The 22943-nt window shown below is 41.1% G+C and carries 23 protein-coding genes and 6 pseudogenes; 13 read left to right on the top strand and 16 right to left on the bottom strand.

Going from position 1 to position 22943, the window contains the following annotated elements:
* Positions 1–180 precede the first annotated feature (180 nt).
* A complete protein-coding gene (gene fdhD, locus C6H66_RS02810) occupies positions 181–1011 on the top strand; it encodes a formate dehydrogenase accessory sulfurtransferase FdhD (RefSeq protein ID WP_046396084.1) in 831 nt (276 codons plus the stop codon).
* Between the two features lie 88 nt (positions 1012–1099).
* Here the strand turns inward: fdhD and C6H66_RS02805 are convergent, their stop codons facing one another.
* Positions 1100–1882, bottom strand: coding sequence for a GNAT family N-acetyltransferase (locus C6H66_RS02805; protein WP_105394754.1), 783 nt, complete (start codon positions 1880–1882; stop codon positions 1100–1102).
* Between the two features lie 754 nt (positions 1883–2636).
* Between C6H66_RS02805 and C6H66_RS02800 the strand changes: the two genes are divergently transcribed.
* The 3 genes from C6H66_RS02800 (at position 2637) to fic (ending at position 6115) form a co-directional block, all read left to right on the top strand.
* Entirely contained in the window at positions 2637–3557 is a 921-nt protein-coding gene (locus C6H66_RS02800; RefSeq protein ID WP_105394753.1) for a carbohydrate kinase family protein, read from the top strand.
* A gap of 47 nt (positions 3558–3604) precedes the next feature.
* Positions 3605–4822, top strand: a complete 1218-nt coding sequence (locus C6H66_RS02795) for an MFS transporter (protein WP_046397228.1) — start codon at positions 3605–3607, stop codon at positions 4820–4822.
* Between the two features lie 183 nt (positions 4823–5005).
* Entirely contained in the window at positions 5006–6115 is a 1110-nt protein-coding gene (fic, locus tag C6H66_RS02790; RefSeq protein ID WP_105394752.1) for a protein adenylyltransferase Fic, read from the top strand.
* A gap of 166 nt (positions 6116–6281) precedes the next feature.
* Here the strand turns inward: fic and C6H66_RS27565 are convergent.
* A pseudogene (locus tag C6H66_RS27565) lies at positions 6282–6389 on the bottom strand (DNA translocase FtsK); the annotation flags it as partial.
* A gap of 248 nt (positions 6390–6637) precedes the next feature.
* Here C6H66_RS27565 and C6H66_RS02780 point away from each other — a divergent pair.
* The gene (locus C6H66_RS02780; RefSeq protein WP_105394751.1) at positions 6638–7588 is read left to right on the top strand and encodes a hypothetical protein; all 951 of its coding nucleotides are present in this window, start codon (positions 6638–6640) and stop codon (positions 7586–7588) included.
* A gap of 217 nt (positions 7589–7805) precedes the next feature.
* Here C6H66_RS02780 and C6H66_RS26595 read toward each other — a convergent pair.
* Positions 7806–7895, bottom strand: a pseudogene (locus C6H66_RS26595) (type II toxin-antitoxin system prevent-host-death family antitoxin); the annotation flags it as partial.
* Between the two features lie 49 nt (positions 7896–7944).
* On the bottom strand, positions 7945–8154 hold the full coding sequence (locus C6H66_RS25550; protein WP_146111012.1) for a hypothetical protein: 210 nt from the start codon (positions 8152–8154) through the stop codon (positions 7945–7947).
* A gap of 328 nt (positions 8155–8482) precedes the next feature.
* Between C6H66_RS25550 and C6H66_RS26590 the strand changes: the two are divergent.
* Positions 8483–8831 (top strand): annotated as a pseudogene (locus C6H66_RS26590) (IS3 family transposase); the annotation flags it as partial.
* 57 nt (positions 8832–8888) lie between these two features.
* Here C6H66_RS26590 and C6H66_RS02760 read toward each other — a convergent pair.
* A pseudogene (locus tag C6H66_RS02760) lies at positions 8889–9359 on the bottom strand (IS630 family transposase); the annotation flags it as partial.
* 44 nt (positions 9360–9403) lie between these two features.
* On the opposite strand from C6H66_RS02760, the pseudogene C6H66_RS02755 reads away from it, so the two are divergent.
* Positions 9404–9562, top strand: a pseudogene (locus tag C6H66_RS02755) (IS3 family transposase); the annotation flags it as partial.
* A 251-nt stretch (positions 9563–9813) separates the two neighbouring features.
* Here the strand turns inward: C6H66_RS02755 and dinD are convergent.
* From dinD to C6H66_RS02715, 8 genes and pseudogenes are all read right to left on the bottom strand, one after another.
* Entirely contained in the window at positions 9814–10638 is an 825-nt protein-coding gene (gene dinD / locus C6H66_RS02750) for a DNA damage-inducible protein D (RefSeq protein ID WP_065388845.1), read from the bottom strand.
* A gap of 427 nt (positions 10639–11065) precedes the next feature.
* On the bottom strand, positions 11066–11353 hold the full coding sequence (locus C6H66_RS02745) for a hypothetical protein (RefSeq protein ID WP_105394749.1): 288 nt from the start codon (positions 11351–11353) through the stop codon (positions 11066–11068).
* Positions 11354–11845: 492 nt separating this feature from the next.
* Positions 11846–12349, bottom strand: a complete 504-nt coding sequence (locus C6H66_RS02740; RefSeq protein ID WP_339417421.1) for a BRO-N domain-containing protein — start codon at positions 12347–12349, stop codon at positions 11846–11848.
* 13 nt (positions 12350–12362) lie between these two features.
* On the bottom strand, positions 12363–12728 hold the full coding sequence (locus tag C6H66_RS02735; protein WP_105394748.1) for a hypothetical protein: 366 nt from the start codon (positions 12726–12728) through the stop codon (positions 12363–12365).
* Between the two features lie 38 nt (positions 12729–12766).
* Positions 12767–13009, bottom strand: a complete 243-nt coding sequence (locus C6H66_RS02730) for a helix-turn-helix transcriptional regulator (RefSeq protein WP_105394747.1) — start codon at positions 13007–13009, stop codon at positions 12767–12769.
* Positions 13010–13112: 103 nt separating this feature from the next.
* Positions 13113–14006, bottom strand: coding sequence for a hypothetical protein (locus tag C6H66_RS02725; protein WP_105394746.1), 894 nt, complete (start codon positions 14004–14006; stop codon positions 13113–13115).
* A gap of 92 nt (positions 14007–14098) precedes the next feature.
* A pseudogene (locus C6H66_RS02720) lies at positions 14099–14912 on the bottom strand (tyrosine-type recombinase/integrase).
* 177 nt (positions 14913–15089) lie between these two features.
* Positions 15090–15953 (bottom strand): YicC/YloC family endoribonuclease, encoded by an 864-nt coding sequence (locus C6H66_RS02715; RefSeq protein WP_105394745.1) that lies wholly within the window; start codon positions 15951–15953, stop codon positions 15090–15092.
* Between the two features lie 126 nt (positions 15954–16079).
* Here C6H66_RS02715 and rph point away from each other — a divergent pair, with 126 nt between their 5' ends.
* Entirely contained in the window at positions 16080–16793 is a 714-nt protein-coding gene (gene rph, locus C6H66_RS02710; RefSeq protein WP_105394744.1) for a ribonuclease PH, read from the top strand.
* An 86-nt stretch (positions 16794–16879) separates the two neighbouring features.
* Positions 16880–17521 carry an orotate phosphoribosyltransferase gene (gene pyrE, locus C6H66_RS02705; protein ID WP_046394893.1) on the top strand — a complete coding sequence of 214 codons (642 nt, stop codon included), beginning with the start codon at positions 16880–16882 and terminating at the stop codon, positions 17519–17521.
* A 59-nt stretch (positions 17522–17580) separates the two neighbouring features.
* Here the strand turns inward: pyrE and slmA are convergent, their stop codons facing one another.
* The 3 genes from slmA to coaBC all read right to left on the bottom strand — a co-directional run bounded on the left by slmA (position 17581) and on the right by coaBC (position 19951).
* A complete protein-coding gene (slmA, locus tag C6H66_RS02700; RefSeq protein ID WP_036778585.1) occupies positions 17581–18180 on the bottom strand; it encodes a nucleoid occlusion factor SlmA in 600 nt (199 codons plus the stop codon).
* A gap of 117 nt (positions 18181–18297) precedes the next feature.
* Positions 18298–18756, bottom strand: coding sequence for a dUTP diphosphatase (dut, locus tag C6H66_RS02695; protein WP_046394894.1), 459 nt, complete (start codon positions 18754–18756; stop codon positions 18298–18300).
* The gene (coaBC, locus tag C6H66_RS02690; RefSeq protein ID WP_105394743.1) at positions 18734–19951 is read right to left on the bottom strand and encodes a bifunctional phosphopantothenoylcysteine decarboxylase/phosphopantothenate--cysteine ligase CoaBC; all 1218 of its coding nucleotides are present in this window, start codon (positions 19949–19951) and stop codon (positions 18734–18736) included. The genes dut and coaBC overlap by 23 nt, the downstream gene beginning before the upstream one ends.
* A 197-nt stretch (positions 19952–20148) precedes the next feature.
* Here coaBC and radC point away from each other — a divergent pair, with 197 nt between their 5' ends.
* The 4 genes from radC to C6H66_RS02665 all read left to right on the top strand — a co-directional run bounded on the left by radC (position 20149) and on the right by C6H66_RS02665 (position 22793).
* The gene (radC, locus tag C6H66_RS02685) at positions 20149–20841 is read left to right on the top strand and encodes a RadC family protein (RefSeq protein ID WP_046394896.1); all 693 of its coding nucleotides are present in this window, start codon (positions 20149–20151) and stop codon (positions 20839–20841) included.
* 240 nt (positions 20842–21081) lie between these two features.
* Positions 21082–21318 carry a 50S ribosomal protein L28 gene (gene rpmB / locus C6H66_RS02675; protein WP_011148921.1) on the top strand — a complete coding sequence of 79 codons (237 nt, stop codon included), beginning with the start codon at positions 21082–21084 and terminating at the stop codon, positions 21316–21318.
* An 11-nt stretch (positions 21319–21329) separates the two neighbouring features.
* Positions 21330–21497 carry a 50S ribosomal protein L33 gene (gene rpmG, locus C6H66_RS02670; protein WP_010847629.1) on the top strand — a complete coding sequence of 56 codons (168 nt, stop codon included), beginning with the start codon at positions 21330–21332 and terminating at the stop codon, positions 21495–21497.
* Between the two features lie 174 nt (positions 21498–21671).
* Positions 21672–22793, top strand: a complete 1122-nt coding sequence (locus C6H66_RS02665; protein WP_105394742.1) for a glycosyltransferase family 4 protein — start codon at positions 21672–21674, stop codon at positions 22791–22793.
* Positions 22794–22943 lie beyond the last annotated feature (150 nt).

Raw genomic sequence — 22943 nt, 5'->3', positions numbered from 1 at the left:
GGAATCTCCTCACTCACATTGTCTTAAACAGTATCCATTCCATCATGGGAAAAATTTTGAATGTGTTCTTTTTTATTAAAACCACTTTCCGTAGTGGGATCAGATTTATTGCCTGACAAATAGTATAGACTCTTTTTTTCACACGATTATTATGTCGTAACACTATTAGGAACTCATCTAATGTATAACGTAAAATCAGGGAAGTTGTTACCATTTGGTGTGATTAAGGGGGTAATAAGAACGAACGTGCAGAAAAAGCACCATCTTGATACATTAAAAGCTGATTGGATTGCAGAAGAAGTTCCTGTTGCTTTAGTTTACAACGGTATTTCACATGTCGTAATGATGGCAAGCCCTAAAGATCTCGAATATTTTGCTATTGGGTTTTCGCTTTCCGAAGGCATTATTGAATCTCAACACGAGATTCGCGGCATTGATATTATCGCTAATTGTAATGGCGGTATTGAGTTGCAAATCGAACTTTCTAGCCGTCGTTTTGCGAGTTTGAAAGAGCGCAGACGTAATCTGGCTGGACGAACAGGCTGTGGCATCTGTGGAACAGAACAACTTTCTGATGTTTTTCGCCCGATTTCCCCGTTGCCTTTTACTCAAACCTTTTCGTTAAGCCAGCTTGATCACGCCCTCTCTCAACTGACTAACGTTCAGGATGTCGGGGCATTGACAGGTTGCACTCATGTGGCAAGTTGGATTGATCCGGAAGGTAAATTATTGGGGGGATGTGAGGATGTAGGTCGTCACGTTGCACTGGATAAAATGCTAGGCATGAAGGCGAAAACAGGCTGGCAGCAAGGCGCTGTTCTGGTATCTAGTCGTGCTAGTTATGAGATGGTACAAAAATCAGCCGTTTGTGGTGTTGAGGTTCTGTTTGCGGTTTCAGCAGCAACTTCATTGGCTGTAGAAATCGCTGATCGATGTCATTTAACCTTGGTTGGTTTTTGTAAACCCGGTAAAGCGACTATTTATACCCATGCTGAGAGATTAATAAGTTAAATGCGCAAAAAAATAGGCATATCAAGAACGCCCGCATTTCCTACTGTGATTAATATGAAAAGTTTATTTTCATATTAATCAACCGAGGTTATCGCAATAATTCTGAATCATGCAAGCTGTGAAACATCCATAGGTTGGGTTCAATGTAATAAGCCATTTGTTGTTGTACATCCACCATCAGCGGTACTAAGCCACCAGGAATAATATATTGACCACTTTCGGGGAGTTTCATTCCTAGCCATTCCTGCCATTTATCAAGTGTGGCATCTATATGCATTGAGCGTATCGCCGGTCGAATAATCTTCGCTCCCAGACGCCAGTGTGCTCGAATCCAGGGATCAAAAGGTTCATTGTTATCATTTTTCCATTCACAGTATTGTACAAAATCCTGCAATGGATAGTTTTTTTTCAACGTCGGCCTCACGGGAACAACTAATGCTTTAAACCCTGCCTCAATAGCCGCTTGTTTTAAGCTGCCAATAAGCAATGCCGGTATATTCTTACCGCGAAATTCAGGCGCTACCGTTACTGATAACGCCGACAATATTTTTGTGACTGTTTTTCCACGAGCAAACATACCTCTGCGGAAAACTTCATCCCAACCATTATCTGGCAGTTGTTCTAATGAGTCGTCTTCCCAAGGGAAAGGTACTGAATTAGCAACACCAATTAATTTCTGCTCTTCCCCTTGTTGCAAAATAGCAAATTGCTGAAAATGGCTGAAATCTGGCTCAAATAATTTATTCCAATGTTCATATGTCACAGGGGAGTTCTGCATAAACAAAGGCCAATTATTATAAATAAGCTCATCAGTGGCATTTTTTAAATCAGGTCGTTGTTTGGCGGATTGAATAATGATGTGTGTTTTCAAAGTAGGATTTCCTGTAAAGGTAATTTGTAATATTGATAAGTACTTCATTAGTGGAAAATTTTAATTGTATAGAATAGCAGTAATATTTATGGACATAAATAGATAATATGTTTTAAGTAATTTCCACTAAGAGCCAATTAAATAAATTTTATATTTTTGATTAGTTGTTTAACTTGAATTTTTATTTATCTTGCACTGATAATACGCCGTTGGAAATACAATAGAATCAACTCACTGTTTGTCCCAATAGAGTTATTTTATTTGCCGTTGTTGATCATAAAAGTGTTCTTGGGCAGTAATCAGATAAAAATGTTAGCTTTTGAATGCATTTCGCATTTAAATACGGCCGGACGGAAAAATGATAATACTTTTACCTATTAAATAACTTGTTATAATATTGGGACACTTGGCTTTTTCATTCATTTTGGCTCTCCTCATGAGGCTAATTTCATGAATTAATCAACTTTTTCTATGAGTTTTTATATATTTTGGCAACAATGATTATATGTCACTATTTCACACAGGAATTATCATCGTCCTATGACCGATAAATTGGAAATCAATCACGTTGGTATCACATAATTGATACAGGTTGACTTTTATTGAACCCGATTAATGTTAAAGTATAAGTACTTCTTATGTATGTGAATTCGGCAATAATTGCTGCAAGTTTTCTTTCCTAAGTGATTTATCTGTTTCTTTTCCAATTTGATGTGACTATGGCTGATATTTAGGCCGGTAAGAGGAGAGCCTGATGGCGGGTTTACTACCGATTACTGTAATTGGTGCGGCGGCAGGAGATATTGTTCTTAGTTTACCGAGGCTTCCTCGCAGTGGGGCAGATCAGGAAGCTAAAGAAATTGATCGACAGATTGGCGGTTCTGGTTTTAATGTTGCTCGGGCCTTGGTCCGCCTGCAAGTCCCTGTGATCAATGGCATACCCATTGGTAACGGATACTGGGGTAAGCAAGTCACCAAAGAGATGCAAGCCCTTGGGCTTGAGGTCACATTGACCCATTCCTATCTTGATAATGGTTGGTGTTTGGCTATGGTTGAACCGGATGGGGAAAGAAGTTTTGTCTCCGTAAGTGGTTGTGAAGTTGACTGGAATACGGCCATGCTTTCTTCTATTGCTTTGCCGGAAAGGGGGTATATCTACTCCAGTGGTTATGTCATGGCGGGTAAATCAACGGCGATTTTATGTGACTGGTTACTGGCGTCACCATCCGGGCAGACGTTATTGCTGGATTTTGGCCCACGTTTACCAGAAATAGATCCTACATTCCTTGATGCATTACCTGTTGACCGGACCATTCTGACGCTGAGTCGTAATGAAGTTGCTATATTGTGCGGGGAAGGCGATCCTGTCGTCCAAGCTAGCCGTTATTCCAGTAAAAGAAAAATCACTATTATTTGTCGGTTAGGTTCACAGGGTACGTGGATATGTCTGCCTGATCGTGAGCCAGAATATGTTGCTGCTTATAAAGTGAAAGTGGTGGATACCATCGGTGCTGGTGATGCTCATAGTAGTGGCATGCTTGCAGGTTTATCGCAGGGAATGTCATTAAGAGATGCTGTTGAGCTTGGCAATCGTGTTGCCGCCATTGTTGTCAACCGTTCTGGTGCTGCGGGTGCACCAACAATAAAAGAACTAGAGGAGTTTGTGTTTGAATAATTATTTTCAGGTACTACGCCTCTTAGATTTTAAGGGGCGTAGTTAAAATGAGTGAATTACTTCCAGGTTGGAAACGCAAAACGGTTTTATTTTTATCAGCTCAAACAATTTCTTTGCTAGGTTCTTCCATTGTCCAGTTCTCTATCGTCTGGTATATCACCTTAAATACATCATCGGGAGAAATGCTGGCTATTTCGGTACTCTGTGCATTTCTTCCACAGGTGTTGATCTCCTTATTTGCTGGTGTCTGGGCGGATACTTATAGCCGTAAGTTGCTCAGTATTGCCTCTGATGCAGCAATTGCATTAGTCACTCTTGGTTTAGCTATCTCTTTTATGCTCGGATTTAAGAGCATTGAGTTGTTATTTGTCGCGCTGATTGTCCGCTCATTCGGGACGGGCATCCAGATGCCGGCTGTTAGTGCTATTATTCCGCAACTTGTGCCGAAAGAGAAATTATTGCGGGTCAATGGTATTAATACGTCTCTGACTTCACTGATGATGTTGGCATCTCCTGCTATTGGCGGCTTTTTATATTCTCAAACTTCAATTGAAAATATTTTCTTGGTGGACGTAACGACTGCCATTATCGGCATCAGTATTGTTGCGTTTATTCCTATTCCTAAAATTGCTTCTGATTCCATACCGGATAATAAATTTCAGGCGATTTTAGCGGGCTTCCGTTATCTGCAAGAGAATAAATTGATCAGAAATCTTTTGATTTTTCTGATTTGTGTCTGCTTTCTGATTAGTCCGGCTGCATTTTTGACGCCTTTATTAGTTAATCGGACATTTGGAGAAGAGCCGTGGCGTTTAGCCGTTAATGAAATGACATTTAGTGCCGGCGCGGTTTTGGGGGGATTGCTGATCTCTTTCTGGAGTGAATATAAAAATAAAATGCGTATAACGGCGGTAGCTTGCGCGTTTTTTGGCCTATTTATGGTCGCTCTCGGTAATGCCTATTGGTTCCCACTTTATCTCGTACTCAATGTCTTTTTAGGTGTGGTAACACCTTGTTTTAACGCACCGATAACAGCGGTTTTTCAGGAAAGAGTCGAACCTGAAATGATGGGCAGGGTATTTAGTTTAGTTCAAATTGCTCTGTCCTGCTCTCTGCCATTAGGTATGGTGCTGTTTGGTCCAATTGCTGACTATATTAGTATTCAATCTCTTTTAATGATATCTGGCGGGTTGATATTATTGACTGGCGCACTGTTTTTTATGTTTAACGGAGAAGACAGCCGAGAAAGTAGCAGAGCAGTTTAATCAGGCTTAATGTTGCCAGTTATGCGATAAGCGCAGCGCCGTGAATGGATTTCCATATGTCGATTCTATCGGCATATGGCTAGTACATGTCGAAATTTATCGATTTTATCGACATGAAACCTTTACGTGTCGATGCCGTCAACATATACTCGCAACGTGTCGAAAAAAACAGGAAATATAAACATGACATGGCAGCCCGATGCGCCTTTTAATGCTATTCCCTTATTGCCACCGGTCATAAAGGTGATGGAGTCCATTGCGGTATTAAAAGCCTGTATACCTGCCAGAGCTGCACTGGCTGAGCTTAAGCAAGCTGGTGAATTGTCGCCTAATCAGGGGTTACTCATTAACTTGTTGCCGCTGCTGGAAGCAAAAGACAGCTCAGAAATCGAAAATATTGTTACTACTTCAGACAAACTGTTCCAATATGCACAAGAAGACAGTCTGGCTGATCCTGCAACGAAAGAAGCACTACGCTACCGCACTGCACTTTATGAAGGGTTCATACAATTAACTCGGCGGCCACTATGCACGAATACAGCGATTGAAGTTTGTAGCCGACTAAAAGCTGTTGATATGAATATTCGCAAAGTTTCTGGTACAACGCTGAGTAATCAGGCAACGGGTGAGATTATTTATACGCCGCCAGAGGGAGAATCTCAGATACGTGATTTACTCAGCAATTGGGAGCAATTTCTTCATGCAGAAGATGGAATCGACCCATTAATCAAAATGGCTATTGCTCACTACCAGTTTGAGGCTATTCATCCATTTACTGATGGCAATGGACGTACCGGCCGTATCATTAATATTCTCTATCTTATTGAACAGCAGCTTTTGACGCTGCCAATTCTCTATTTAAGTCGCTACATTGTACAACATAAGAGTGATTATTATCGGTTGCTGACTCAAGTCACTGCCGCCGGGAAATGGGAAGAGTGGATTATCTATATGTTAACCGCAGTAGAGCAAACTGCTAAATGGACTACGGATAAAATTGCTGGGGTAAGAGAATTGATTGAACATACCAGTGAGTATATAAAACAAAGCCTGCCTAAAATTTACAGCCATGAGCTGGTGCAGGTGATATTTGAACAACCTTATTGCCGTATTAGTAATTTGGTTGAGAGTGATATTGCTAAGCGTCAAACTGCTTCGGTTTATTTAAAACAGTTGTGTGATATTGGAGTATTACGAGAAATTCAGGCCGGGAAAGAAAAGTTATTTGTTCACCCTAAACTGGTACAGTTAATGACTAAGGATAGTAATACATTGAGTTATTACACAGTTTGAAAAGTATCTACATCAAATTTATTAAAAATCTTTGTGAATAACTGGTAAAAATTGAAGCCGAACATGATGTAGTAAAAACCGCTAGCTTTCATTGTTGCAGTACTGCTGGCTATACAACGATAAAGAGCTAAACGTAATTTGCAGAAGTGACTTATTCTTTGTTTTTTTATGATGGAGAGGCTAATACTCTCCGGTTGCCATTATTCTCCGGCATACTGATGATATCAGCAGTTTCCATCTGTTCAATGATACGTAAGGCTCTGTTATAGCCAACAAAATAATGTGTCGCTTAAAAATTTCTTACAATACATATATCCACTTCGCTGGCATGACCTTAAAAATAAGTAGTTACTGCGACAATAGTAAATTTTAATAGCATAACTAATTGATATTTATTAATTATTCATTATTTTTGTACTTAGGGAAGTGGGGGGAGCTTTTTCAGATAAGAGAAACACTATAGCTTTTTTAACTTATTGGGGGTAACTTATCAGAATGATTATAGTGCGATGGTGATGAAATATGTCTTTGGATGTAGCTTATAGCATTGAATTAAATGAGTATATCGACCCTGATCGAGCTTATGATTTGTATTGGTCTGGATTAATTACTAATAAAAAATTATTTATATGTCCTGGCGAAGATTGTTCTGCACAGGTTACTTGCGCGAATCTTGATGAAGATATGCAGAACATGCGTGTAGTTCCTCATTATCGCATTTATGGTAAACATCATCCTAATTGTGAAATAGAGAGAAAAGTTCCGCTTAAGATATTAAGTGTCATTGAAAATGCTAAGCAAGGAGAGAAAAAGACACTTGATCAGTCGATAGTTGATTCTTTTATACTTCATCGCCCGGATAGTTATTATGAATCTAAGAAGAAGGATGATAATAAAAATCATGGAAATAAGCAGAATAAATATCTATCAAAGTCATATGCTCTTAATCTGAAAGAAATCGGCAATATAGGGAAAGTCTACTCGGTTAGAACTATCGTAAGTCGTTATATAAGGTATATTAAGGATAATACGTTAATAAATAGGAAGTTGAATATATCTGGAATGGATATACCATATTCTGGGGTGTTTAAATGTATTTGGGAGCAGAAAATAGATTCGTTGCCAGAGTATGGAATTATATATTATGGTTGGGCTTATATAGATAAGTATGAAGGTAAAGGATATCGTATTAAATTTAAAAAAAAGATAAAAAACTCACATGGTGAATTACTACAAACAACTTGTTTTATATCCCAAAAGCTAATAGATAAATATCATGTAAAAAAACTTGTCATCAAGAGGTTGTCAAAAATAATACAGACACAAAAATCTACAGCATTTGTCTTCATTTATGGGCGGCCTGAAATAATTAGATCGAAAATCAATAATAAAGAGTATGTTAATTTCTATGTTGATAACTTAGACTACATTGATATTAATGTAGATAATCCTCTTCCTAAAAGAAAAGTTTAAATTTAAGTACGGGGAAAAACAGGGTTCTTAGCTGAGTGAGCTAGTATTTTTTACCAACGTTCCGTAAATTCTGTGCCAGCGGGCTAACACTTTTCTCACTAGTAGCGGTATCTACAGCCAGATTTTCCAGTGTATTGTCGTTATTTAAGGATATGTATGCCATTACGATGCAGTATACAATCGTGGAATGCGATAATTTCCTGCGCATTCACCCAAATCATCGGTAAGTCAACGCCTCTACAGTATATCTGTGGCGCTGCATAATGTGATCAAACTCGGCATCCAGTTTAGCATTTCGATAATTCTCATTTCATTTATACCCGTTATCTTTTAAGTTGCCTCTTTGTTGGCTGCACTCACTCACCCTGGTCACATAGTTCGCTATGCTCCCGGGGATTTTCTCCCTTGCCGTCGCGATGCATTTTGAAATCCATAGGGTATATATTTTTTTTATTTGTATTTTCCGCTTTAATCAAGTTTTTATATTTACACCAATCAAGAGAGATTAATGTATTTAATACTAATGTGCTACCTAGACGACTTACATACTTTTCCATTGAAGCCATACTATTCCTTTGTTAAATAATTCTATTTCATAGCTGCTGATTAACTTCATGACTTTTCTTGGCAATCGGGAGCATTTCATGCTTTGCATAATATAGTGATTATATTTCCTAACTGTTAGTTCCTCAGGAATCTTATGAATAAATCCTTTCGTAATTAATTCTAACCTTATATTTCTTGAATAAATTTGAAGCCGTTTAAAAGGGTTTCTCATTTGGCAAATGCTTTATAGTATGAGTGCGTTACCATGTTTAGGTGATGGTTTTTTTAGGTTTAAAGCGAACTTCGATGCGTAAAAATTGTGGGTGTTTATTTAGGTTAATATCAATAAGCTTGCGTCTCTGTTTGAGGGCGACAAAAATGTCCCATAGCACATGGTATTACGATGTTAATGCTCTGAACCGAAAGGACAAATACGCTGAGATAAAAAGTAAAATTAGCGAGGTATATCACCATAATAAAGGCTGTTACGGTTATCGCAGAATCACGGTCTCACTGAGAAAACAGGGATACCACGTAAACCATAAGACGATACAGAGACTTATGGCAGAACAGTCTCTCAGGCATTAATCAGGGTGAAGAAATATCTCTCATGGAAAGGGGAGTCGGTAAAACAGCACCAAATATCCTAAAACGAGACTTTAGCGTACAGAAAGTTAACGAAAAATGGGTCATTGAAGCCGTTTTAGGGAAGTGTCCATTTCATTATTTCATAATTATGATACACCCACTCTTTTTATTCTTTGCTATTCCTGTAGAGATATGAATTTAAAAACGTTTTCACTTTCTCAAGCAACTGCCACATATACTGACAGTAATGATTTCGAGCCACCGTTTCATATAAGGATTACCGCAGGAGTTCAATTTTATTCAGCCAGGGAGAATAAACAGGTAAAAACAATAGGTTAAATTTAGGGTGACAGGCCAGCCAATCAATGACCAGCCAGCTTTTATAGATACTGTAATTATCCAAAATCAATGTGAGGGTTTCAGAATGATAATATTGGCGATCAAGTTCTTCCAATGCATTGATAAACAATCGAGAATTCTTATTTAACCCGTCAACATAAGTGATTTTCCCCGATTGAACATTTAGGCAACCCGCAAAGTAATGTTTTTGATTTTTTCTTGGTGTCACGATACGTTTCTGCTGCCTTTTTAAATACCCGTCAGCGCCGATTTTTGGGTTTAGCTCGATATCGACTTTCCCGCGTTAATTGCAGGTACCACGGTACCCACCGCCTCGCATTCAAATCAGAGTGTTTTTACCTTCGCCAGCTCATGAGTATTAGCGAGTTGCGAAAGGCTATCGATGAATACATCCATTACTACAATAACGAGCATATTAGTCTGAAGTTAAATGGCCTGAGTCCGGTAGAGTTCCGAACTCAGACCTTGTTAGCCGCGTAATGTAACCTGTTCAACTTTATGGGGTTACGGCTATTAGGGGAATGGTTAGTTAGGCTGAGACAATGTGATATCGTCTGAAACCTTACTCTTGAATCAATTCATTGAGTATGAGGCGTTAGGTTGCGTCATTACTGGGTTTGATCTATTCAATATTTTATAGGGATACACCCTTGGGTACACGCTAAATCGAGGTGTACCTCTGGGGTGATTGAAATGTGTACAATCATGGAAGTTACATATTAGCGATGTGATTACTTTTTGAGTTTTTTCTTTGCTATCGTTTCTAATTGTTTGGTGCTTTTCTCTGGTGATGGTAAATCCTCTGGCATTGTTCCGCCCAACTCTTGGATCGTATCTCTAACTTTTCTTCCAACGTCAAAATGAGTCTGGTTTGCTTGTGTTTTGGTTTTTACGTTATCTCGTCTCAGCTTTTCCTCGGCTTGGGTTGCTCTAAACAAGTTAGCAGCAAGCTCTGTTGACCCCATGTGATCTAATATTCGTTGTGATTTTTTTAAGCCTTTTCGTTGGTGGATTGCTTTCTGGTCTAGTCCACCGTATAAACCTTGGTAGCCGTGATTTTGGAAAATGGCAAAATCAATATTTGTTTCTACGCCTGCTCGCTGGGCTGTTTCAACTAACTGCTTGTTATGCTCTTTTAGCTCATTACGCAGGAATAGCCGCTTTTCATCTTCTCGTAGTCTTTTAAATGTCGCATCATCTGCTAGCTCTTGCCGCCTAGTTTGAATCGCAAAATATGTCTGCCCTGCCGCTATCACTGGCTTGCTAGGATCGCCATTTTGTACAACGAGATAGCAGGCATAGCGAGACAGTATTACATCCTTTAATTTTCTTTGTGCACCTGAGCCAATATTGACCATATCGAGGGCATCCTCGAAATGGTCTTCAATATTGTGTCCGCTATGGGAGCAGGCTTCTTTAGCTCGTTCTAAAACAGGCGTGAAGTGACGGTACTCTGAATATTCAAGAAGCTTAGAAAGCTCTCTAGCCGACCAGAATTCGATATCAGATTCATCAATTCTTTTTATTTCTTCAAATGGCTGGTGGTGTTGCTCCATGTATCGAACCTCTCATATTTGTAGTGGTATAGATTGATAATACGGATAGCTTACCTTTAGTGTAATTCAAATACTGTTATGCCATCCAAGAATAACCCTCTCCGTAATCTCACCGTGGCTATCGAACTACCGGAAAATCCTCGGTAGTTGAACCTCTGCATTATTTTGTTACCTTTCACTTTATTAATCATTTTCTTTGTCGTTATCTGATATCCCCACAATCAATGAAGTGAAGTCAGTACACTAAACGCACTGAGCTAATGACTGACAACGAATATCGTCGGAAGTGAATAGAAGAACTGGGCTCACCATTCTGTTACTCATTGTTTTCATGGCAAAGCTTAAAATTAAGCCCTGCAAATTCAGTGAGTAGGTTGGTACGTTTAACGTTCTGAGCTATAGGAGTCGCGACGTATTGCGTCGGAACCTATTGAGTGATTGAGGAGACAGCTAACTGATATCCTTGCCAATAAGAAGATCCCCCCATAACAGTGATCACCTGACCTTTCCGCAATAGCATCACCGACAGTGCCATTTCATCAAAGCCCACTACACGCAGCGGGTAATCACTGCGCTTTTCACTCTGTGCCTGCATGGTAGCGACTGCCATCACTTTATCTGTTTGGCACTTAATACGCCTAGGCGCAACGGTTACCTTCCCTGTGACCGTGGCGATTATCGATGATGCGTTCTTTTGCTTTCTTCGTGGTGCCATTTTCCATCACCTGTAGATGATCTTGTTTTTTCTTCATGATAATAATCAGTAAGGACAATAAGCTCGGTGGTTAACCTCGTCAAAATTATTGACTTGGTTGACTGCCCCTCTTAAAGAGGGGTAGTTAACTGTTTGATTTTATCACATGACTCAACTTTGAGTGATCTCAAAGGGTAGCATTCGCCGTGCTATCCTTTTCTTTTTGTGCTCCACTCAATGAGGATCGCAAATTAACCGCGTCGCTAAATGATACGCGCATATTATGACCAGATTGCAAATATGCCGTGTGACTATATTTCAATGGGTTAGGTAACTGACCCGAAATTATCGGGGCAGCCGAAGTGAGGACTTCAAAAGTAGGACTCCTTAACCTCAAGGAGTCTACGCAGTTAACAATGATCATCACTCTGCCTCTTCCAAAAGGTCAGGCTGGTATGTTCTCCACAGTTCCCGTCCTTCTTTATTTAAGCTGGCTAGTTCTCCTTTGCATGATTAAAGATCGCGCCCACGTTGAGACGCAATTGCTTTGTATTCGTTCTGTCGCCGGGTGAAGTCGTTCAGCGCGGCAAATGGCACACCATAAGAACCCGTTTTGCGGATAGACGGGATAACCTCACGGAATACCCAATTAGCGAATCTATGGGCAAACGTTCCTTGCTTGGTGGCCCTGCGGCTACGAGTGATTAGTTTGTAAAAACCAGACTCTGAAATGCCAGCTCGTTTTGGATTTCCCTGAATACCATAACTTAAAGTTACAGTATTTTTTTCATCCAAATCTAAAGCCTTTAGAGCTTTACTTGGGTTCGTGATCCCCAAAGCCTTACACACGTCCGCAGCAATAAACCACGGCTCATTGTTATTTTTGAAAATTCGAACCTGTACACACTCAAATTTAATAAATGAGATATCCGCTGAGTCGATATTCAAAATAGGTTCTTGACCGTTTTCAGAGTGAACAAGTCCCTGACCGATTAAGGCCATATTTTTGGATGTCATGTTTATTACTCCGTTATTCGGTAGGGTACAGAGACAAAATTAATTCAGCTTGTGATTCAGATATGCCCTCATATCCACCAGCTTGAACGCGTTTATTAACAAGACTGACAATCTTCTGTACGTCCTGCTGGTGGCGAATACGATAGCGATAATGGCTACCTATGCCATCAGGGTTAGGCTCGTCTATGCGTTCTAACTTAATATTTAGCGTGCGCTCCAGTTCTGAGGCGTAGTTACGGAAAGAGGATAAGCGGTAATATTTCAAGCCGTCATTTTCGGTAAACCCATTAACACCCGTGCCAGCAATATAAATAAAGCTTCGCTGTTTCTTTGGTGTCCGTTTGGTTATAATCGTGGGGCAATTTTCAATATCTGAAATATTTAAGCCGCCACCACAAGGGCGGTTTTTTTTTCATCTTATGCCACCTCTCGTTGTGCTTTTTTAGATTCAACCCATGCACGGATCTCCGCTGCGTCAAAGACAGAAAAACCTTCCCCAAGCTCAAAGGGTAATGGCAGTTTTCCGACTTTAGCCCAACGGTTAAGAGTTGCGTCCGATATGCCTAAAAAGTCGGCGGTGTGGCGTTTGCGAGCATTGCCACTGGTAGGGTATGGGGTATTGTTTTTAGTACGTGGATTGCGTTTGCGCTGGTATTCCATGATTTGCCTAGCTCCGTTCTGTTGGTCACTAGGCATATTTAAGCAGAATTGATAAATAATATTAGGAAGTTATCGAAAACTTCCAGAAGTTATTGATAACTTCTTATGAATGAGTTCTTATACCTCTGGCTCTTTCCAGCCAATCTCCTAATGTTTTGTCTGAGATTACTGGCGGTTCTATCTTTGCAGCGTTTGCTCTTTTGCTGATTTCATCTAAAAGTGTCTGGGGTGATTGCTTTAGTTGTTGTTCAGAAAAGCCATTCAGTAAAAGTAAAAATTTGATATATGTTGCTTGGTTTGCTGTAGTCCTTACCGTTGGTTTTTTTTCAAGTTTTGCGTTCTTTTGATGAAACATATCGCGTTCTATGCCAATACTAACAGCTCGTCCGCCATTGATGAGAATATCTAATTCATAGTCTGTTATCAGTAGATCTTTTACCTTAACTGAAAACCAATCGGATAAATAGTAATCACTAGGTTCATATCCATCAGATTTTGTAAAATTATCGCATCGGGGTATATCGAAACTATCAATTAAAAAGTCATCGGCGACTCCATTAATTATATCAATTTCGTCAGGAGCAATGAGATGATAAGGAATAGCGACTAGGCCATCAAGAATATGAACTTTATTTGTGTCTTTTGGAGTATCAAATTCTTCAGAAATAAAAAGATAATCAGATTGGTAATGAAAGAATTTATCATCTGGATAGATGCTCTTACTGGGAGTGCTTTCATATTTAGCTATGATATTACCAATTTCTTCTTTACTTTTATCAATAGTATTTTTATCTAAAAATAAAATCGAATTAGATTCAATTGTTATATTTATTACCTCATCATCTTTGAATAAGTAAAATCCCATATCTGGAGCTTTCACACACAATTGTAATAAACCAATTGAAGCAAAATGAATCAAATCGCTAAAATCAATGTCACCACTAATAACCTTGATAGCTTTCTCTAATGTGTAATATTTTCTTTTTGGTAATGCCATTACGTCACCTTTGACGTGCCTTAAAGATAACCGTATCAGGTGAGTAAGGCTTCCTCACTTTTCGCCCGTCGGGCTAGATACGGCTAATTCGGTTATTTTGTTTTTCGTGTGCCCATCGGGATCACGTTGTAATCTTTGCCTTTTTCTAGTGCTACCAGCAAATCACACCATTGAGTTAATGCCGCCTTGCGCTCGTCGAAATAATCATGTCTGTTATAGATGCCCTCAACGCCTTCAATAGGATGATCAACTCTTCTCTGGTTAGCCATCTGTCGCGTGATACTTCTTTTCCACCAGCATCAGCAACCTCAAATGCTGAACAGGGATTTACGTCAATGATCTGACGCCTGATACCATAATCAAATATACGCCTAATCCATCGCAGAACGTCTGTTGCTATAGTGAGTGCGCCTCTATCAACGATGCTATTTAGAATTTCATCAATATGACGGGGCTTCACGTCCTCCAGCTGCATATGACCAATGCGAGGGTTAATGTCTTTATCTATTCTTCTGCGGAGTATGTCAGGGTGTTTCCAGCGTGGCAGTATCTGGCGTTCAAAATATTCAGTCGCTAGGTCTGATACCTTGATAGCGTTCTTCTCAGCTTCAATCTTTGCCAGTGCTTCGGCTTTGCGTTCCTGCTTTTCGCCAGAACGTCATAGCTCAAAACAACACGGGCTGATAGCTATCTGGTTAACTCTCGTGCTTTGGCTAGGGATAGGTTGGCGTACGTTCCCAAATTCATGGTTCTAGACTTTCCAGCTAATTTATATCTGAAACGCCATGATGGAATTCGGCCATTTTCTCTAAAGCGTAAATATAGCCCGTTGCCGTCCGCTTTCCCTTCGAACCTTTCGCCTGACTTTATCCATGCCCTGATTTCTTTATCTGTGAATTTAGGCATTTGTGCAATTTCCAGTATGAAATAGGGGGTGTACCCAAAATGGTTTTTTGAATGCGCTTTGGGTACACGCTAATCATGCGCTACTGTGATTCGCTCTGCAATGCTATGATAGTAAAAAAGTCAGATATAACAAAGTATATACTGGCTTTATGATTTGTTCTGATATGCTAAGAAACGTCACTCAATATTCTGAATCTGCTCTCTCATCTGCTCAATCAGCACCTTCAATTCAATAGCGGAATTAGTGATATCGGTGTTGATAGATTTGGAGGCAAGCGTATTAGATTCGCGGTTGAATTCCTGCATCATAAAATCCAGACGGCGGCCGACGGCTTCTTTTTTCTTCAAAATATTACGGGTTTCTTTGACGTGGGCATCGAGGCGATCTAACTCTTCTGCCACATCAAGGCGTTGGGCCAGTAAAACCAATTCTTGCTCAAGACGGTTATTTTCAAGCTGTACCTGCGCTTCTTCCAGTTTGGTTTGCAGGCGTTCCCGTTGCCATTGCATGATTTCAGGCATTTGTTGGCGAACTTTACTGACTTCTTCGGTAACAGCGTCCAAACGTTGTTCAATCATCATCTTGAGTGCATTGCCTTCGGCTTCACGGCTTTGAATAAAGGCATCCAGTGTTGTGTCCAGCTCTGCCAGCAATTGAGTGCTAATAGCATCTAAGTCTTGCTCTTCTGCTGCCATAACGCCAGGCCAACGCAGAATATCAACAGGGTTGATTTCACCTTCATTGCTCTGTTGTTTGACCCAGTTTGCTGAGTTTACTAGCTGTTTTGCCAAAGTTTCATTCAGGATAAGTTCGCCTTGAGCGCGTGAATCCAGTTCAAAACGCAGGTTACACTCAACTTTTCCGCGAGTCAGACGGGAACGAATACGTTCACGGATCACCGGTTCCAAGCTTCTGAATTGTTCTGGTAGGCGAATATAAGTTTCTAAATAACGCTGATTAACGGAGCGTAGTTCCCAGGCCGCATTTCCCCATTCACTTTTGATATCTCGCCGTGCAAAAGCAGTCATACTACGGATCATGATTCGTTCCCAATTTAAACAAAAGATTAACAGATTATAACGCTCGTTGTAGATGTAGGATAGGCATTAGCCCGGTTAGGCCGTATAATGCGCCCCCAATAATGATCTAACAACGGAGATAACACTATGCGCCCAACAGGAAGAGCGGCAGAACAAGTGCGTCCTATCACTATAACCCGTCATTATACTAAGCACGCGGAAGGCTCGGTTCTAGTAGAGTTTGGCGAGACTAAAGTGTTATGTAATGCGTCCGTTGAAGAAGGGGTTCCTCGTTTCTTGAAAGGTCAGGGGCAAGGTTGGGTGACGGCGGAATATGGCATGTTACCGCGCTCTACTCATACCCGAAATGCTCGTGAAGCCGCTAAAGGCAAACAGGGCGGACGTACGATGGAAATCCAACGTTTAATTGCCCGTTCGTTGCGCGCCGCGGTTGATCTGAAAAAACTGGGCGAACACACCATTACACTAGATTGTGATGTCATTCAGGCTGATGGCGGTACCCGTACAGCTTCTATTACGGGTGCTTGTGTCGCGCTGGTTGATGCGTTGAATAAAATGGTGGAAGTAGGCAAGTTGAAAGAGAGTCCTCTGAAATCAATGGTTGCCGCGGTCTCTGTTGGCATTGTGGATGGCGAAGGCCGTTGTGATCTGGAATATGTGGAAGATTCCGCCGCTGAAACTGATATGAATGTCGTGATGATGGAAGATGGTCGGATGATTGAAGTGCAAGGCACTGCGGAAGGCGAGCCATTTAGTCATGATGAGTTGTTATCCTTATTGGCCCTTGCCAAGGGAGGATTAGAGGATATTTTTGCAGCGCAGAGAAATGCATTAAAATAATAAGTTGATCAAGGCGACGGAATAGTCGCCTTTTTTATGCCTGTTGTATGGCGGATAACCATGACCAAGAGAGAGGAGAGACACCAATGAAAGCCTATCAGCGCGAATTTATCGAGCTTGCGCTAAAAAAACAGGTACTGAAATTTGGGGAGTTTACCCTGAAATCAGGACGTAAAAGCCCGTATTTTTTTAATGCCGGGCTGTTTAATACAGGGCGTGATTTGGCGTTAATCGGGCGTTTTTATGCAGCAGCATTGTTGGATAGCGGTATTCAGTGCGATTTGTTATTCGGCCCCGCCTACAAAGGTATTCCAATTGCAACGACAACGGCAGTTGCACTGGCAGAGTATCATGATATTGATATGCCATATTGTTTTAACCGTAAGGAAGCTAAAGATCATGGCGAAGGCGGTACTTTGGTTGGTAGTTCGCTTAAAGGCAATGTTGTTCTGGTTGATGATGTTATTACCGCAGGCACAGCTATCCGTGAATCTATGGAGATTATCAAGCAGCATAATGCGACACTTGCCGGCGTGATGATTTGTCTTGATCGTCAGGAACGTGGGAATGGTGAAATCTCGGCAATTCAGGAAGTGGAAAGAGATTATGGTTGCAAAGTGTTTTCTATCATTACCTTAAATGATTTGATTAATTATTTGAGTAGTCAGCCAGAGATGAAAGATCATCTGGATGCAGTAAAAGCCTATCGTGCGCAGTACGGTATCTGATAGATAAGCTTTAAAAAAAGCCCTCGCCCAATAACGGGCGGGGTGAGTAGTAGAACAACTTATTGTAACTGAGCCAATAATAATGGCCAGCGCGCTTCAAATTCCTGCGTTGGACGATAGTGGAACTCAGAGCGTACAAAACGTGATAGCATCCCTTCACAAAACGCGAGTAACTGAGAAGCTAATAACGACTCATCATAACTGAAACCTTGCCCATCACGTAATTTTTTCTCTTTTAAAACTTGACGGATCTGTACTTCAATTCGTTCAAATAACTGATTTATACGCCCTTGCAGCCGGTTTTGTTCAAACATTAGAGCGTGACCGGTCATGATGCGGGTCAGACCGGGATTTTTTTCTGAAAAACCTAGAATCAGGATTAATATTAGGCGAATACGAGTCGTGGTATCTTTCTCGTCTTGCAGAATCAGGTTAATCCGTGAAATTAATGAGTCTTCAATGAACTCGATCAAACTGTCAAACATCCGGGTTTTACTAGGAAAATGCCGGTATAGGGCAGCTTCGGAAACGCCTACGTTGGCGGCCAGTTTGGCGGTAGTGATTCGATGACTACCATCACTGGATTGCAACATATGCGCCAGCGCCTGTAAGATTTCCTCGCGCCTGTTTCTTTTCTTTGTATTTTCGTTTTCTGCCATGTCTGACAAGACCTTTGTTAAGAACAGCAAAACAAATAGATCAGTAATTCTCCGCTCAACGGCATGTTGAGCAAAGAATATGATAATAGGTTAAATGGTATTAGGTTTTACGGGGACTTATTGGCGACCGGAATGACCAAAACCACCACTGCCTCTTTTGCTGGCTTCAAAATCTTCTACCAGATTGAATTCAGCCTGGACGACGGGTACAAAAACCATTTGAGCGATACGTTCGCCTGGCTGGATGGTGAAAGTTTTATCACCACGATTCCAGACGGAAACCATTAGTTGACCTTGGTAATCAGAATCGATCAGACCCACTAGATTACCCAGAACGACGCCATGCTTATGCCCAAGGCCGGAGCGAGGCAGAATAACGGCTGCCAATTGTTCATCGCCAATATGAATAGCAAGCCCGGTTGGAAGCAGTTCTGTTTGGCCTGGAGCCAGTTCTACCGCATTATCCAGGCAAGCCCGCAAATCTAAACCTGCGGAGCCGGGCGTTGCGTAAGTTGGCAAAGGAAATTCTTTCCCGATACGTGGGTCAAGAATTTTAACGTCGATTTTTTTCATCATAGCGTCTGACTATCTCGTCTAATAAATGGTGGCTAAGTAATAACTTATTACTATGAGGTAAGCGGATTTCTCCCTCATGCCAGAACAAATGTAATGCATTAGTATCACTGTTAAAGCCGTGGCCGGTAAGGGATACATCATTTGCACAAATCAGATCCAAATGTTTTTGGTTCAGTTTTTTTCGTGCGTATTCTTCCACATTCTGGGTTTCAGCCGCAAATCCAACCACAAAAGGGCGGTTTTCTTGCATTGCGGCTACATTGGCAACAATATCCGGGTTTTTGATCAGGGTAAAAGTGATCTCATCACTCTGTTTTTTAATTTTTTCGGCGGCAATCTGTTTAGCGCGATAGTCTGCAACCGCAGCACAACCAATGAAGATATGCTGTGAATCTGCTACTGCCTGTACTTGTTCATTCATTTCCAGAGCGCTGGTAACGTCGATTCGTTTGACTCCTGGTGGTGTCGGTAAATTAACGGGGCCTGTGATAAGGGTGACTTCTGCACCACGTGTTGCCGCAGCCTGAGCGATAGCAAACCCCATTTTGCCGGAGCTGTGATTGCTGATAAAGCGAACGGGGTCCAATGCTTCCCGGGTTGGTCCGGCGGTAATAGCAAGCTTTAGGTGAGCTAGGTCTTGGCTGGATTGAAAATGTTGTTCAGCGAGTTCAACAATCGCCGTAGGGTTTAACATTCTGCCGGGACCAACATCACCACAAGCTTGGCTGCCGTTATCCGGTCCCCACAGAAGAACCCCCCGTTCTTCAAGAAGCTTGAGATTATGTTGTGTTGCCTGAGCTCGAAACATCTGTTGATTCATTGCGGGCACTGCGGCAATTGGGGCTGAGGAGGCTAGGCAGACAGTGGTTATGAGATCATTTGCCATACCGACTACCAGGCGCGCCAGTAAATCAGCGGTAGCAGGGGCGAGAATAATTAGATCGGCCCATTTGCCAAGTTCAATATGCCCCATAGCCGCTTCTGCTGCTGGATCTAACAAGTCATTAGAAACAGGATAACCAGAAACTGCCTGCAACGTCATTGATGTAATAAACGCTTCTGCTGCTGGTGTCATCACTACACGTACTTGTGCGCCGCGATCACGCAGGCGACGTACTAGCTCGGGAGTTTTGTAAGCGGCTATCCCTCCGCTGATACCGAGCACAATCTGTTTGCCGGAAAGTCCTGCCATCATGAGTGTCCGAATATTAAGTTGCAAGGGGACAAGATTTTATCACAAGAGATTACAGAGTTGAGCAGAGTCTGAACTTTGATTGTAAAAAAGGATAAATTTGCGAGCGGCTACGCAGCTCCTAAATATGATATTCGCCCTGATGTTTAAGGCATGGAATACTGTTTGTATCAGGTAAAACAGAGCAGGGAGATGAATATATGGAATTTAATGTTGCTGAAAATACAGGAGAAATATATTCAAATTTAGCTCCCAGAGAAAAGTTGTTGGCTTATGGTTCGGTTTCTCTGACAGATGCTGAGTTACTGGCTATTTTTTTACGTACCGGGACCAGAGGACTTCCTGTTTTACGAATGGCTGAATTTCTATTGAAAGAATTTGGGTCTTTGTACCATTTACTCTCTGCTGATTATGACACTTTTTGTTCTCATAAAGGAATGGGATTAGCCAAGTATGCACAATTACAGGCTATTGCAGAACTGGCAAAACGTTTTTTTTCCAGCCAGTTCATGCATGAAGATATTATGAGTAGTCCAAGTGTGACTCAAGAGTATTTGCAAAATCTATTATCGGGGCGTGATAGGGAAATATTTGTTGTGTTGTTTCTCAATAACCAAAATAGAGTCATCTGTCATGAGGAGATGTTTAAAGGCACCATTAATAAAGTTGAAGTTCATCCTCGTGAAATTATCCGATCAGCGATAAAGGTGAATGCTTCATCCGTCATTTTGGCTCATAATCATCCATCAGGTCATGCAGAGCCGAGTTTGGCAGATAAGATTGTTACAGATAAAGTGATTGATGCCTGTAATTTGGTTGGTATAAAAGTGCTGGATCATCTGGTTATTGGCCGGCAATGTTGTGTCTCATTTGCGGAGCGAGGATGGATTTAAGCTAACTTTTTCAAGATCCTTGTGGATCTTTGGTTGTGCGGGACTTGAGCGTCAGCGATTGAGGGCGTATACTACGCCACCTTTGAGGATCTTTGGTTTGGCGAGAAGAGCCTATCTCAGCACATTTTCTGAGTAAATGTGAGTCTTTTCAGTAGAATTTGCTGAGATGGGCTCCTAAGCCTGACGAGGCGGCCATACCCAATACAAAGCTCGAGCTGATTTGATTTTTGGAGAATAGACATGTCCCGAGTCTGCCAAGTTACTGGCAAACGCCCGATGAGTGGTAATAACCGCTCTCATGCATTGAATGCGACTAAGCGTCGTTTTCTGCCTAACCTGCATTCCCACCGTTTCTGGGTTGAGTCCGAGAAGCGCTTTGTGACTCTGCGTGTATCTGTTAAAGGTATGCGTGTGATTGATAAGAAGGGTATTGACGCAGTTTTGGCTGAGCTTCGTACCCGCGGTGAGAAGTACTAAGGAGCTGAAAAATGGCTAAAGGTATTCGCGATAAAATTAAGCTAGTTTCTTCGGCTGGTACTGGTCACTTCTATACCACTACGAAGAACAAGCGTACTATGCCTGAGAAACTGGAAATGAAAAAATTTGATCCAGTTGTTCGTCAGCATGTTATGTATAAAGAAGCCAAGATTAAATAAAATTTTGGTTGATTTGATAAAAACCCGGCTTAGGCCGGGTTTTTTGTTGTCTGAAGAGTTTTAACAAATACTCACTGATTCTTCTCTGCATTTCATATATATCCTGTTATTCGTAGACGTAAGATGTTGTTTCGCTATACTAACGCCTTCCGGTAGGCTAGATATGAAACCGAAATGGCTAAAGAAAAACTAAATATTTTACATACAGAATCTTCTTGTGGTTGGGGTGGTCAGGAAATCCGTATTCTGACGGAATCCCAAGGTATGATAAGACGTGGACACAAGGTGGTTATTGTCTGTTGTCCCGGTTCTAATATCTACCGTGAAGCAAAATCTTATGGTGTGCCGGTAGTAGCCCTGCCTATTGAGAAAAAGCGGTTGTCCTGCTTTCTTGCTATGCGTCGTTGGTTGCAAAAAGAAGGCCGTCAATTTGACGTTATTAATACACATAGTTCGACAGATGCATGGTTGGTTGCCGCGGCTTGCACGACGTTAAGGCATATGCCGCCAATGGTCAGAACCAGGCATGTTTCTACCCATGTTTCTAATTCAATATCAACTCGTTGGCTGTATTTGAGAGCGTGCCGACATATTGCGACTACCGGTGAAAAATTGCGTCAACACCTGCATGCTAATAATCGTTATCCACTACAGCATATGACATCAGTGCCTACCGGCATCGATTTGGATCGTTTCCGACCGGAAGATAAAAAAGTTTGCCGTCAGCGAATTGGGATTCAAGATAAACCGACATTAGGTGTCGTTGCGACCATGAGAACTTGGAAAGGGCATCGCTATCTGTTAGAAAGTTGGAAAGTTCTGCACCAGAAATATCCTGATTGGCAACTTTTGTTTGTGGGTGATGGTCCACAACGTAAATCATTGGAACCATTAGTAAAGCGAGAAGGCTTGTCAAACAGTGTCATTTTTTTAGGCAACCGTCAGGATGTTCCTGATTGTTTGAATGCGATGGATTTATTTGCATTACCTTCTTTTGGTAATGAAGGCGTGCCACAAGGCATTATGCAAGCAATGGCGTGTGGAATACCTGTTGTATCAACCTCTGTTGGTGCAATTGCCGAAGCGGTCGTTGATGGTGAAACGGGTTATATCGTGGAACCTAGAAATACAGAGTTATTGACGAAAAGTTTAGATTTATTGATTCATAATAATGAGCTGCGCTTGCAATTCAGTCATTCTTCATTAAAGCGGGCAACTGCTTTATTTGGCATAGATAATATGTTGGATAAAATGGAAAATATCTTTTTTTACAGCATTAAAGGTAAAAAACGTTAACATTTTTTAAGATTTATTCTGGTGCTTATTCTTTGGTTTATGGTTTTGAGTAATATCAACTTATTGATATTAAATTACTTTAAGGTTGATTGTTAGTTAAATCACCCTGCTGCGATCAATTGTATACAAAATAGTTTTTTTATATATTTT

This window comes from Photorhabdus hindustanensis (assembly GCF_002968995.1).
Lineage (GTDB): Bacteria > Pseudomonadota > Gammaproteobacteria > Enterobacterales > Enterobacteriaceae > Photorhabdus > Photorhabdus akhurstii.
This window is presented reverse-complemented; position numbering and strand designations above follow the sequence as displayed.

Coding starts and splice junctions, on each gene's coding strand:
- fdhD (WP_046396084.1), top strand. CDS start 181: ATGTATAACGTAAAATCAGGGAAGTTGTTACCATTTGGTGTGATTAAG.
- C6H66_RS02800 (WP_105394753.1), top strand. CDS start 2,637: ATGGCGGGTTTACTACCGATTACTGTAATTGGTGCGGCGGCAGGAGAT.
- C6H66_RS02795 (WP_046397228.1), top strand. CDS start 3,605: ATGAGTGAATTACTTCCAGGTTGGAAACGCAAAACGGTTTTATTTTTA.
- fic (WP_105394752.1), top strand. CDS start 5,006: ATGACATGGCAGCCCGATGCGCCTTTTAATGCTATTCCCTTATTGCCA.
- C6H66_RS02780 (WP_105394751.1), top strand. CDS start 6,638: ATGTCTTTGGATGTAGCTTATAGCATTGAATTAAATGAGTATATCGAC.
- C6H66_RS25550 (WP_146111012.1), bottom strand. CDS start 8,154: ATGGCTTCAATGGAAAAGTATGTAAGTCGTCTAGGTAGCACATTAGTA.
- dinD (WP_065388845.1), bottom strand. CDS start 10,638: ATGGAGCAACACCACCAGCCATTTGAAGAAATAAAAAGAATTGATGAA.
- C6H66_RS02745 (WP_105394749.1), bottom strand. CDS start 11,353: ATGGCACCACGAAGAAAGCAAAAGAACGCATCATCGATAATCGCCACG.
- C6H66_RS02740 (WP_339417421.1), bottom strand. CDS start 12,349: ATGACATCCAAAAATATGGCCTTAATCGGTCAGGGACTTGTTCACTCT.
- C6H66_RS02730 (WP_105394747.1), bottom strand. CDS start 13,009: ATGGAATACCAGCGCAAACGCAATCCACGTACTAAAAACAATACCCCA.
- C6H66_RS02725 (WP_105394746.1), bottom strand. CDS start 14,006: ATGGCATTACCAAAAAGAAAATATTACACATTAGAGAAAGCTATCAAG.
- C6H66_RS02715 (WP_105394745.1), bottom strand. CDS start 15,953: ATGATCCGTAGTATGACTGCTTTTGCACGGCGAGATATCAAAAGTGAA.
- rph (WP_105394744.1), top strand. CDS start 16,080: ATGCGCCCAACAGGAAGAGCGGCAGAACAAGTGCGTCCTATCACTATA.
- pyrE (WP_046394893.1), top strand. CDS start 16,880: ATGAAAGCCTATCAGCGCGAATTTATCGAGCTTGCGCTAAAAAAACAG.
- slmA (WP_036778585.1), bottom strand. CDS start 18,180: ATGGCAGAAAACGAAAATACAAAGAAAAGAAACAGGCGCGAGGAAATC.
- dut (WP_046394894.1), bottom strand. CDS start 18,756: ATGATGAAAAAAATCGACGTTAAAATTCTTGACCCACGTATCGGGAAA.
- coaBC (WP_105394743.1), bottom strand. CDS start 19,951: ATGATGGCAGGACTTTCCGGCAAACAGATTGTGCTCGGTATCAGCGGA.
- radC (WP_046394896.1), top strand. CDS start 20,149: ATGGAATTTAATGTTGCTGAAAATACAGGAGAAATATATTCAAATTTA.
- rpmB (WP_011148921.1), top strand. CDS start 21,082: ATGTCCCGAGTCTGCCAAGTTACTGGCAAACGCCCGATGAGTGGTAAT.
- rpmG (WP_010847629.1), top strand. CDS start 21,330: ATGGCTAAAGGTATTCGCGATAAAATTAAGCTAGTTTCTTCGGCTGGT.
- C6H66_RS02665 (WP_105394742.1), top strand. CDS start 21,672: ATGGCTAAAGAAAAACTAAATATTTTACATACAGAATCTTCTTGTGGT.